Below are 11,012 nucleotides of genomic sequence, written 5' to 3'. Positions count from 1 at the left end.
AAATTAATGAAGTCTATATTAGATTATTCATTATCTTCACTTTCTTTGCCAATTTGGGGGCTTGTAATCTTGCTAATTGCGTTGAAAATGAAAATAGCAGAACCTAAGGGAAAGATATTTTTCTTACAAGAGCGATTAGGTAAGGATGGTAAAATATTTTATTGTTATAAATTTAGAACAATGGTTTCTGATCAAAGTTTTATGTCACAATGGTTAGTTGATAATCCAGAAGAGAAAGACTACTATGAAACTTATCATAAGTATATAAATGATCCTAGAATTACTAAACTAGGTAGTTTTCTTCGAAAAACATCGTTAGATGAGCTACCACAGTTATTTAATGTGTTAAAAGGAGATATGAGTTTAGTTGGTAATCGCCCTTATATGGTTTCTGAAAAAACAAAAATGGGAAATTCAGCTAATCTCATTTTAGCATCTAAGCCAGGAATTACAGGTTTATGGCAAGTGAGTGGTCGTAGTGATATTTCATTTGATGAGCGTTTAAAGATTGATTCTTGGTATATTAAAAATTGGTCTATTTGGAGTGATATTGTGATATTATTTAAAACTGTTGGGGTTGTACTAAGAAGGGATGGAGCGTCTTGAATAGGATACTACTTTTAATTTACCAATTTTCAAATATTAGAATTATCTTATTTAATAATATAATTTAAACAATGATTTTACTATCTTAAAATAAAACTTATTAAATTAAAAATACTGGAAATCCACATGAATAAAAAATTTTTAGTTACAGGCGGAGCGGGATTTATTGGCTCTGCAGTCGTTCGCCATATAATTAATGACACGCAAGATTCGGTTATTAACCTAGATAAATTGACCTATGCGGGCAATTTAGAATCACTTGAGTCGGTGGAAAATAATCCACGTTATGTTTTTGAGAAAGTGGATGTTTGCGATGCTAAAGCGCTTACCCGAGTATTTGAACAACACCAGCCTGATGCGGTTATGCACTTGGCGGCAGAAAGTCATGTTGATCGTTCAATAGATGGTCCGGCAGCTTTTATTGAAACCAATATCGTCGGGACTTACACTTTATTAGAAGCGGCCCGTGCTTATTGGAACGATTTAAGTGATGAGAAAAAATTGTCATTTCGTTTTCACCATATTTCAACGGACGAAGTTTATGGAGATCTAGAAGGCACGGATGATCTTTTTACCGAGACCACACCTTATTCGCCATCTAGTCCTTATTCAGCCTCTAAAGCCTCAAGCGATCATCTCGTTCGTGCATGGTTGCGTACTTATGGTTTGCCGACCATTGTCACTAACTGTTCTAACAACTATGGTCCGTTCCATTTCCCTGAAAAATTGATTCCATTGATGATTTTAAATGCCCTAGAAGGGAAAAAATTGCCTGTGTATGGTAACGGTATGCAAATTCGTGATTGGTTATTTGTCGAAGATCACGCTCGTGCGCTATATAAGATTGTTACGGAAGGTGTCGTTGGAGAAACCTACAATATCGGCGGGCACAATGAAAAAGCCAATATTGAAGTGGTTCGTACAATTTGTGGTTTATTGGAAGAACTTGTTCCGAATAAACCGGCAGGCTTGGCGAAATATGAAGATTTAATCACTTACGTAACCGACCGCCCGGGGCATGATGTGCGTTATGCCATTGATGCAACCAAAATTGGTATTGAATTAGGCTGGAAACCACAAGAAACCTTTGAAAGCGGTATTCGTAAAACGGTGGAATGGTACTTGAATAACAAAAAGTGGTGGAGCCGTGTATTAGATGGTTCTTATAACCGTGAGCGTTTGGGGACTCAATAGTTTCTAATCGGTTTGATTTTGCTATTGATAAAATAAAGTAAAATTTGACTGATCTTTAAAAGGTATTTTTATGAAAGGTATTATTCTTGCAGGCGGGTCAGGTACCCGTCTCTATCCCATAACTCGCGGTGTGTCAAAACAGCTTTTGCCTGTATATGACAAACCGATGATTTATTATCCACTCTCTGTATTGATGTTGGCTGGTATTCGTGACATTTTGGTTATTACTACTCCTGAGGATAATGAGAGCTTTAAGCGTTTGTTAGGGAATGGTGATGATTTTGGGGTGAATTTGCAATACGCTATTCAACCTAGTCCTGATGGGTTAGCTCAAGCTTTTTTGATTGGTGAAGACTTTATCAAGGGCGATAGCTGCTGCTTAGTTTTGGGTGATAACATTTTTTATGGGCAGCACTTTACGCAAATGCTTCAAGAATCCGTTTCTCAGCCACATGGGGCGACAGTTTTTGGTTATTTAGTGAAAGATCCGGAACGTTTCGGTGTTGTGGAATTCGATGAAAATTTCAAAGCCATTTCCATTGAAGAAAAGCCAACTCAACCAAAATCTAATTATGCGGTAACAGGTTTGTATTTTTATGATAATCGTGTCGTTGAGTTTGCTAAACAAGTAAAACCCTCTGCTCGTGGAGAGCTTGAAATTACTACATTAAATGAAATGTATTTGAAAGAGGGTTCGTTGAACGTTCAGTTGCTTGGTCGTGGTTTTGCGTGGTTAGATACTGGTACACACGAGAGCCTGCATGAGGCAGCTTCCTTCGTACGTACTATTGAGAATGTGCAAGGCTTACAGATTGCCTGTTTAGAAGAAATCGCTTGGCGTAACGGTTGGTTGACTTCTGAACAAGTAGAAACATTGGCTAAACCAATGACAAAAAACGAATATGGTCAATATTTGCTACGTCTAATCAAAGAGGATAAGTAAATGGCAAAGTTCTTGATTACAGGGGCAAACGGACAAGTAGGCTATTGTTTAACCAAACAATTACAAGGTAAACACGAAATTTTAGCCGTTGATCGTGATGAGCTTGATATTACCGATCAAAGTGAGGTACAAAATACGGTCGAAAATTTTTGCCCAGATGTCATTATCAATGCGGCAGCTCATACTGCTGTCGATCGTGCTGAAAAAGAAATTGAACTTTCCGAAGCCATTAATGTGAAAGGTCCGCAATACTTAGCGGAAGCCGCAAAAGATGTAGGTGCGGTCATTTTACACATTTCAACCGACTATGTTTTTGACGGTCAGCGTACAGGTCAATATAAAGAAACTGATAAAACAGATCCGCAAGGGGTCTATGGCAAAACTAAATTAGCAGGGGAGCAAGCGGTTGCAAAAGCTAATGATAAATTTATTGTTTTGCGGACCGCTTGGGTATTTGGTGAACACGGAAATAATTTTGTGAAAACCATGTTGCGCTTAGCCAAAACGCGGGATGGTTTAGGGGTGGTAGCCGATCAAATCGGTGGTCCAACCTATGCTGGTGATATTGCGGCGGCTCTTATTCAGATCGCAGAAAAAATCGTTGCAGGTGAAGAGGTTCAATATGGTATTTATCACTTCACAGGCGAGCCTTATGTAAGTTGGTGCGATTTTGCTAAAGCAATTTTTGATGAAGCGATTTCTCAAAATGTGTTAGAAAAAGCACCGTTTGTAAATGCTATTAGCACAGCAGATTATCCAACACCAGCCAAACGCCCTACAAATTCTTGTTTAGATTTAACGAAAATCCAGCAGGTTTTTGGTATTGAACCGAGTGATTGGAAAAAAGCATTGAAAAATATTAAAGCTTATGCGGAGTAAAGATGAAAGTCATTGATACTAAAATCCCTGATGTGAAATTATTAGAACCACAAGTGTTTGGTGATGGACGTGGTTTTTTTATGGAAACTTTCCGTGATGAATGGTTCAGAGAAAATGTGGCTGATCGTACTTTTGTACAAGAAAACCATTCGAAATCCATTAAAGGCGTATTGCGTGGTTTACATTATCAAACAGAAAATACTCAAGGCAAATTAGTCAGGGTAATTTCTGGTGCTGTATTTGATGTGGCTGTGGATATGCGAGAAAGTTCGCCAACTTTTGGACAATGGGTAGGCGAAATTTTATCTGTAGAAAATAAACGTCAATTGTGGGTGCCTGAAGGTTTTGCACATGGTTTCTATGTATTAACAGATGAAGCGGAGTTTACCTATAAATGCACGGATTATTATAATCCAAAAGCAGAGCATTCACTGATCTGGAATGATAACACTGTTGGGATTGAATGGCCGCTTGAAGGTGTACCGAATTTGTCGGCGAAAGATTTAGCGGGTAAAAAATTAATTGATGCCGTGAAATTTAAATAAATTTTAGTCTTAAAAGGATAAAAACTGGTATAGTTTGCTAACCAGTTTTTTCTTTATAAGGAGAGTTAAAAAATGGAGATTATTCTTTCTAACCGTCCAGCAGCGGATTGTTGGGGTAAAAATGCGATAGTAAGTTTTAATGGTGAAGAAGCGATTATTCACCTAAAAAGTAATGAAAAAAATGACCGTACTTTGGTGCAGCGAGCCGCCCGTAAGTTACGTGGGCAAGGTATTAAAGATGTAGAATTAGTCGGTGAAGAATGGAATTTAGACTTTTGTTGGGCGTTTTATCAAGGTTTTTATACGGCGAAACAAGATTATGCTATTGAGTTTCCCCATTTAGATCATGATTTACAAGATGAATTATTGGCTCGTATTGAATGCAGCGATTTTGTTCGAGATGTAATTAATGAACCGGCACAAAGTTTAACGCCTATTAAATTAGCCGAGCAAGCCGCAGAGTTTATTAGCGTTCAAGCAGAAAACCATTCTGAGAAAAGTACGGTTAGTTTTCAGATTATTTCCGGGAAAGAATTAGAAACGCAAGGTTATCAGGGAATTTGGACCGTAGGGAAAGGTTCGGCAAATTCGCCGGCAATGTTGCAGCTAGATTTTAATCCGACAGGGGATTCGAATGCACCCGTATTAGCTTGTTTAGTGGGTAAGGGTATTACTTTTGATAGTGGCGGGTATAGTATTAAGCCAAGTGATGGAATGAGTACAATGCGTACTGATATGGGGGGCGCAGCATTATTAACCGGCGCTTTAGGATTAGCTATTGCTAGAGGATTAAAGCAGCGAGTGAAACTCTACTTATGTTGCGCAGAAAATTTAGTGAGCAGCAATGCCTTTAAATTAGGCGATATTATTACCTATAAAAATGGTGTGACAGCGGAGATTTTAAATACCGATGCAGAAGGTCGTTTAGTGTTGGCAGACGGATTAATTGAAGCGGATAATCAACATCCTGAGTTTATTATTGATTGTGCTACCTTAACCGGTGCGGCTAAAGTGGCGGTAGGTAATGACTACCATTCGCTGCTCACAATGGATGATGAACTTGCGACAGCGCTTTTCCAATCGGCTAAGGCCGAAAATGAGCCATTTTGGCGTTTACCATTTGAGGAGTTCCATCGTTCACAAATTAGCTCTTCATTTGCTGATATTGCTAATATTGGTACAGTACCGGTTGGTGCAGGGGCAAGTACAGCGACAGCCTTTCTCTCCTATTTTGTGAAGAATTACCGGCAGAATTGGTTGCATATTGATTGCTCTGCAACTTATCGTAAATCCGCAAGTGATTTATGGGCGGTTGGTGCGACAGGTATTGGGGTTCAAACATTAGCGAATTTATTATTGTCAAAATCAGAAAAGTGAGGATGAATATGACAGAAAGAACACTTTCCATTATTAAGCCTGATGCGGTGAAACGTCATCTTATTGGGGCTATTTTGGCTCGCTTTGAACAAAATGGGTTTAAAATTATTGCAACCAAAATGGTACATTTAACGAGAGAGCAAGCGGAAGGTTTTTATGCCGAACATCAAGGCAAGGTATTTTTTGACTCATTAGTGGAGTATATGATGTCCGCACCGGTTGTGGTTTCGGTATTAGAAAAAGAAAATGCTGTGAAAAATTACCGCACTTTGATTGGTGCGACAAATCCGGAAAATGCAGAAGAAGGAACGATTCGTAAGGATTTTGCCTTAAGTCAGCGTGAAAATTCTGTTCACGGCTCGGATAGCATAGAAAGTGCAAATCGTGAAATAGCCTATTTTTTTGCTGATTCGGAAATGTGTGAATATTAATTTTATAGTAGATAAAAAAATAGCGAGTGTAGAAAACCCGCTATTTTTTATATTTGATTCTCTTATAAACCAATTACAGCGAATAATACCCAAATAGTATAAATAGTTGCTAAACCATAGAAGATAAAGCCACCCGCCGGTACATGGATTTTAAGATCGTGCATGCCATGGTGAATTCGGTGTAAACCGCACCACATTGGGAAAATGGTTAGCACGAGAATCACAAGTTTACCGATCCAAGAATAGGCAAAAGTGACGAGGTTTTCCTGATCAATTAAACCAAAGGGGAGTAATAAACCTAAGATTAAAATCACCACCGGAAAGAAAATTGCGCTTACTGTACCACCAGCACCGAAAAGCAACCATACCGGTGGTTCACCGGAGCGTTTTGGATTTTTATCAACCATTTCTTCTCTCCCTTAGATATAAGCTAAAACTAATGCAACCACGCTTATAAGCGCAGTGACTGCCCAAAGCGCATTTCTGATGACATGATGTGGTAAACGCTCATTTTTGACGATGATGTTCATCACTTTTGGTGTCATTAAGAAATAGGTGACGGTATGGTAAAGCGTTGCGACAAGCGTAATAATATTTAAGATCACCACGATAGGGTTTCTTAAAAACTCAATAAAGCTAAAAATACCGTGTCCTTGGATAGGATTACTGGCAAGACAGAGTATGCCATAAAGTAGAACGATACAGAACCATACGGCAAAGATTGAGGTCGCTTCACGCAGCATATAGGCTTTGTAGAAGTCTAATTTTTGCCACCAAGTAGCCGTCATCGGGCGAACATATTTTTTGCGTTTACTTACAGTTACTGACATTTCTTCCCCCTTAGCCTTTTGGTTTTAGCATAGAGATAACATAATCTTTGGCACTTTCTACTTTACCTTGGTTGATTGCAGAAGCCGGATCCACGTGTTTTGGACAGACTTCAGAACAATAACCAACGAAAGTACAGCTCCACACCCCGTTTTTACCGTTTAACAATGGCATACGTTGTGCTTTTCCATGGTCACGGTTATCAAGATTATAACGATGTGCCATAGTGATCGCTGCAGGTCCTAAGAATTCAGGGTTTAAACCGAATTGTGGACAAGCGGCATAACATAAACCACAGTTAATACACATTGAGAAAGTGCGGTATTTTTCAAGTTGTGCCGGAGTTTGTTTCGTACGGCTTTTCGCAAGTTCTGCCGATGGATGTGGTTTGCCATCTAATGGTGGAGCCTCATTGCCAATAATATATGGTTTGATCGCTTCTAAACTTTCAATAAAGTGGCTTAAATCTACCACCAAATCACGTTCAATCGGGAAGTTTGCCAATGGTTCAATACGCATATGACCGCTGTAATCACGTAAAAAAGTTTTACATGCCAGTTTTGGCTTATTATTAACCATCATTCCACAAGAACCACAGATTGCCATGCGACAAGACCAACGGTAAGAAAGAGATGGTTCAAGCTTATCTTTAATATAACCTAACGCATCGAGTAAGGACGTTTGGTTGTCATAAGGTACTTGATAAGTGCTTAAGTGTGGTTCTTGATCGCTTTCAGGGTTGTAGCGTAAAACTTCCACATTCATTACTGGTGAATTAGCCATTTGCTTGCTCCTTAGCTTTCGCAGCAGCTTCGGCAGCTTCTGCTTCCGCACCATAAACACGTTTTGCAGGTTGAGATTTAGTGATTTTCACCGGGCTGTATTCAATGCGCGGTGCACCATTCTCATTGTAGAAAGCAAGGGTGTGTTTTAAATAATTGACATCGTCACGCTCAGTGTAATCTAAGCGTTGATGCGCCCCACGAGATTCTTTACGTTCGATAGCAGAATTAGCAATAGACTGTGCTACATCAAGGATGTAACCTAATTCAACGGTGTAAAGTACATCGGTGTTAAATACACTTGAATTATCTGCAACACGGATACGTTTATAACGTTCTTTTAATTCTGCAATTTTATCAACCGCTCTTTGCATACTCGCTTGGTCACGGTAAATACCACAACCTTCTTCCATCACGGTACCCATTTCATCACGGATTTCAGACCAAGACTCGTTTCCTTCTTGTTTATGAAGGGCTTCCAAACGAGCGACAACGTCTTTAGCTTGAGCATCAACCGCACTTTGATTTGCAGGCTGCGCTTCAACAGCACGTTGTGCGGCATATTCACCGGCGACGCGACCAAGTACAACAAGTTCCGCTAATGAGTTAGAACCTAAGCGGTTTGCACCGTGTAGCCCGGAAGATGCACATTCGCCCACGGCAAATAAGCCTTTAATACGGGTTTCACTATTGAAATCAACTTCAATACCGCCCATGGTATAGTGAACAACAGGACGAACCGGAATCGGTTCATTGACCGGGTTTACCCCTTCATATGCGCTTGATAATTCACAAATAAACGGAAGGCGTTCGTGTAAGTATTTTTCACCGAGGTGGCGTAAATCTAAATGCACAACATCTACACCTTTAGCCGTTTTTAAAGTATTACCTTTTTTCCATTCTTGCCAGAACGCTTGGGATACCTTGTCACGAGGCCCTAGTTCCATATATTTATTTTCAGGTTTACCGATTGGCGTTTCCGGACCAAGACCATAATCTTGAAGGTAACGATAACCATCTTTATTAACTAAGATACCGCCTTCACCACGACAGCCTTCGGTCATCAAAATACCAGTATTTGGTAAGCCGGTTGGATGATATTGTACAAATTCCATATCGCGTAGAGGTACACCGTGACGATATGCCATAGATAAACCGTCACCGGTTACAATGCCCCCGTTCGTGTTGAATTTAAATGCGCGACAACCACCGCCGGTTGCGATAACTACCGCATTGGCATTAATTTGAACCAGTGTACCTTCCATCATATTCATTGCGACCATACCACGTGCGTGACCATCATCGACTAAAATGTCTAACACGAAGTGTTCGTCAAAGCGTTGAATTTGAGGGAATTGTGTTGAAGTTTGGAAAAGTGTATGTAATAAATGGAAACCGGTTTTATCCGCTGCGAACCAAGTTCGCTCGATTTTCATTCCGCCGAAGCGACGAACATTCACGTCACCATCAGCTTTACGACTCCAAGGGCAGCCCCAACGTTCTAACTGGGTCATTTCTACCGGAGAATGTTCTACAAAATACTCTACAACATCTTGTTCGCATAACCAGTCGCCTCCGGCAACGGTATCGTGAAAGTGTTTATCATAGGAATCTTCTTCTTTAATAACTGCCGCTGCGCCACCTTCTGCCGCAACCGTATGGCTACGCATTGGATAAACTTTTGAGACCAATGCGATTTTTAAATTAGGATTTGCTTCTGCTGCTGCGATTGCCGCACGTAATCCGCCGCCGCCCGCACCAACAATTGCAATATCGACATTAACTGTTTGCACGATATCCTCCAATCATGTAGTAAAGTATAAATAAAAAAATCCCTTAAAGGGTGAGCGTGAGCATTGTGCCATTTTTTTTACAAATTAATAACTTTTTTTCAGTGGAATTTAGGAGAAATTGCGAAATTTGTGATCTACCTCAAAAAAGTTAATTTATCTAAGTAAAACAAATGAGAAAGCTTTTTATTTGATGTACATTTTAACTGGTGATGAGACGGAAAGTTGAGTTATGAAATAGCCTCGTTTACAATGCTCGGACTAATTATAATTTCACTAAGAAAACAACAGAAAAAATGACCGCACTTACTCCGAAAACTGTGTCGTGGCAACCTTCAGCCTCCATTAAAAATTTACTTGCCAGAGCAAAAATTATTGCTGAAATCCGCCGTTTTTTTACCGATCGTGGTTTACTTGAAGTTGAAACCCCGGTTCTGAGTGAATTTGGTGTGACGGATCTTCACCTTTCTACGTTTAGCACGGAATTTATTGCCCCGCTTAATGAACACTCGAAAACATTATGGCTTTCAACCAGTCCTGAGTATCATATGAAGCGACTATTGGCAGCGGGTAGCGGACCTATTTTTCAAATTAGCAAAGTATTTCGCAATGAGGAGGCTGGTAATCGTCATAATCCTGAGTTTACTATGTTGGAGTGGTATCGACCGCACTTTGATATGTATCGTTTAATTAATGAGGTAGATGATTTGCTCCAACAAATTCTTGATTGTAAGCCTGCAGAAAGTATGAGTTACCAGTTTGTTTTCCAAGAATATATGGGGCTTGATCCGCTTTCCGCAAGCCGTAAAGAATTGGTAGAGGCTGCGCATCAACATAATTTTATGGCAGAAGAGGATGAGGATCGCGATACTTTATTGCAGTTTTTATTTAGCGAAGTGGTTGAACCCAAAATTGGACAAGATGCTCCGGTGGCGATTTATCATTTTCCTTCCTCACAAGCTGCACTAGCCCAGTTAAGTCCGGAAGATCAGCGTGTGGCAGAACGTTTTGAGTTTTATTACAAAGGGTTAGAACTTGCCAATGGTTTTCATGAATTAACCGATGTAAATGAGCAGCGACGCCGTTTTGAGCAAGATAATCGCCAGCGTGAAAAAGTCGGCTTGCCCGAGCGTGCAATAGATGAGCGCTTTCTTGATGCATTGCAGGCAGGGATACCGAATACATCGGGCGTTGCCTTAGGGGTGGATCGCTTAATTATGATTGCATTAAACGCATCAAGTATTAAAGACGTAATTTCTTTTTCAATTGAAAACGCCTGATTTTACTCGTAAGGGCGGTTAAAAATAAAGCGTTTTTTTATCGCACTTTGATCTAGATAAAAATTTCGTTATTTAATGTTTTAAAAATTGTTATCTAGATCACATTTCTAAAAACATTTCTTTGAATTTCATTGCATTAAAGCATATCATTCGCGCCAAATTTATCAGGGATTTTCCTGAAAGATTGATGTTTAATCTATATTTTTTTATCTTTTTAAGGTATTCATTATGAAAAAAACAAAGTGGAACAAATTTGATGCTGCGTGGATGTTAAATTTATTTGGTACTGCTGTGGGAGCCGGCGTACTTTTTCTGCCAATTAATGCGGGAATGGGTGGGTTTTGGCCACTTGTAGTT

Annotated in this window: 12 protein-coding genes and 1 pseudogene; 9 read left to right on the top strand and 4 right to left on the bottom strand. The window is 39.6% G+C overall.

Going from position 1 to position 11,012, the window contains the following annotated elements; all coding sequences use genetic code 11:
* The 7 genes from BKK47_RS10560 to ndk form a co-directional block, all read left to right on the top strand.
* Window positions 1–606, top strand: a 606-nt coding sequence (locus BKK47_RS10560; protein WP_208603977.1) for a sugar transferase, incomplete at its 5' end; no start/stop codon positions are given.
* 126 nt (window positions 607–732) lie between these two features.
* A complete protein-coding gene (rfbB, locus tag BKK47_RS10555) occupies window positions 733–1,800 on the top strand; it encodes a dTDP-glucose 4,6-dehydratase (RefSeq protein ID WP_077494795.1) in 1,068 nt (355 codons plus the stop codon).
* A gap of 70 nt (window positions 1,801–1,870) precedes the next feature.
* Window positions 1,871–2,743, top strand: coding sequence for a glucose-1-phosphate thymidylyltransferase RfbA (gene rfbA, locus BKK47_RS10550; protein ID WP_077494794.1), 873 nt, complete (start codon window positions 1,871–1,873; stop codon window positions 2,741–2,743).
* Entirely contained in the window at window positions 2,744–3,622 is an 879-nt protein-coding gene (gene rfbD, locus BKK47_RS10545; RefSeq protein WP_077494793.1) for a dTDP-4-dehydrorhamnose reductase, read from the top strand.
* Between the two features lie 2 nt (window positions 3,623–3,624).
* The gene (rfbC, locus tag BKK47_RS10540; RefSeq protein ID WP_077494792.1) at window positions 3,625–4,167 is read left to right on the top strand and encodes a dTDP-4-dehydrorhamnose 3,5-epimerase; all 543 of its coding nucleotides are present in this window, start codon (window positions 3,625–3,627) and stop codon (window positions 4,165–4,167) included.
* A 72-nt stretch (window positions 4,168–4,239) separates the two neighbouring features.
* The gene (gene pepB / locus BKK47_RS10535; RefSeq protein WP_077494791.1) at window positions 4,240–5,544 is read left to right on the top strand and encodes an aminopeptidase PepB; all 1,305 of its coding nucleotides are present in this window, start codon (window positions 4,240–4,242) and stop codon (window positions 5,542–5,544) included.
* A gap of 8 nt (window positions 5,545–5,552) precedes the next feature.
* Window positions 5,553–5,975: a nucleoside-diphosphate kinase gene (ndk, locus tag BKK47_RS10530; protein ID WP_077494790.1), complete on the top strand. Its 423-nt coding sequence runs from the start codon at window positions 5,553–5,555 to the stop codon at window positions 5,973–5,975.
* A gap of 62 nt (window positions 5,976–6,037) precedes the next feature.
* Here the strand turns inward: ndk and frdD are convergent, their stop codons facing one another.
* From frdD to frdA, 4 genes are read right to left on the bottom strand one after another with little or no spacing between them, the layout of a single operon-like run.
* Window positions 6,038–6,382: a fumarate reductase subunit FrdD gene (gene frdD / locus BKK47_RS10525; RefSeq protein WP_077494789.1), complete on the bottom strand. Its 345-nt coding sequence runs from the start codon at window positions 6,380–6,382 to the stop codon at window positions 6,038–6,040.
* Between the two features lie 12 nt (window positions 6,383–6,394).
* On the bottom strand, window positions 6,395–6,805 hold the full coding sequence (frdC, locus tag BKK47_RS10520) for a fumarate reductase subunit FrdC (RefSeq protein WP_077494788.1): 411 nt from the start codon (window positions 6,803–6,805) through the stop codon (window positions 6,395–6,397).
* A 10-nt stretch (window positions 6,806–6,815) separates the two neighbouring features.
* The gene (locus tag BKK47_RS10515; protein WP_077466751.1) at window positions 6,816–7,586 is read right to left on the bottom strand and encodes a succinate dehydrogenase/fumarate reductase iron-sulfur subunit; all 771 of its coding nucleotides are present in this window, start codon (window positions 7,584–7,586) and stop codon (window positions 6,816–6,818) included.
* On the bottom strand, window positions 7,579–9,378 hold the full coding sequence (gene frdA / locus BKK47_RS10510; protein WP_077476741.1) for a fumarate reductase (quinol) flavoprotein subunit: 1,800 nt from the start codon (window positions 9,376–9,378) through the stop codon (window positions 7,579–7,581). The genes BKK47_RS10515 and frdA overlap by 8 nt, the downstream gene beginning before the upstream one ends.
* 293 nt (window positions 9,379–9,671) lie before the next feature.
* On the opposite strand from frdA, the gene epmA reads away from it, so the two are divergent.
* Window positions 9,672–10,655, top strand: a complete 984-nt coding sequence (epmA, locus tag BKK47_RS10505) for an elongation factor P--(R)-beta-lysine ligase (protein ID WP_077494787.1) — start codon at window positions 9,672–9,674, stop codon at window positions 10,653–10,655.
* Window positions 10,656–10,883: 228 nt separating this feature from the next.
* Window positions 10,884–11,012, top strand: a pseudogene (locus BKK47_RS12870) (aromatic amino acid transport family protein); the annotation flags it as partial.

It is taken from the genome of Rodentibacter mrazii, assembly GCF_001998825.1.
GTDB lineage: Bacteria > Pseudomonadota > Gammaproteobacteria > Enterobacterales > Pasteurellaceae > Rodentibacter > Rodentibacter mrazii.
The sequence above is the reverse complement of the archived record's forward strand: the minus strand, read 5'-3'. Positions and strand labels throughout refer to the sequence as shown.

Bases quoted from the DNA above. Each gene is read 5' to 3' on its own strand.
- rfbB (WP_077494795.1), top strand. From the start codon at position 733: ATGAATAAAAAATTTTTAGTTACAGGCGGAGCGGGATTTATTGGCTCT.
- rfbA (WP_077494794.1), top strand. From the start codon at position 1,871: ATGAAAGGTATTATTCTTGCAGGCGGGTCAGGTACCCGTCTCTATCCC.
- rfbD (WP_077494793.1), top strand. From the start codon at position 2,744: ATGGCAAAGTTCTTGATTACAGGGGCAAACGGACAAGTAGGCTATTGT.
- rfbC (WP_077494792.1), top strand. From the start codon at position 3,625: ATGAAAGTCATTGATACTAAAATCCCTGATGTGAAATTATTAGAACCA.
- pepB (WP_077494791.1), top strand. From the start codon at position 4,240: ATGGAGATTATTCTTTCTAACCGTCCAGCAGCGGATTGTTGGGGTAAA.
- ndk (WP_077494790.1), top strand. From the start codon at position 5,553: ATGACAGAAAGAACACTTTCCATTATTAAGCCTGATGCGGTGAAACGT.
- frdD (WP_077494789.1), bottom strand. From the start codon at position 6,382: ATGGTTGATAAAAATCCAAAACGCTCCGGTGAACCACCGGTATGGTTG.
- frdC (WP_077494788.1), bottom strand. From the start codon at position 6,805: ATGTCAGTAACTGTAAGTAAACGCAAAAAATATGTTCGCCCGATGACG.
- BKK47_RS10515 (WP_077466751.1), bottom strand. From the start codon at position 7,586: ATGGCTAATTCACCAGTAATGAATGTGGAAGTTTTACGCTACAACCCT.
- epmA (WP_077494787.1), top strand. From the start codon at position 9,672: ATGACCGCACTTACTCCGAAAACTGTGTCGTGGCAACCTTCAGCCTCC.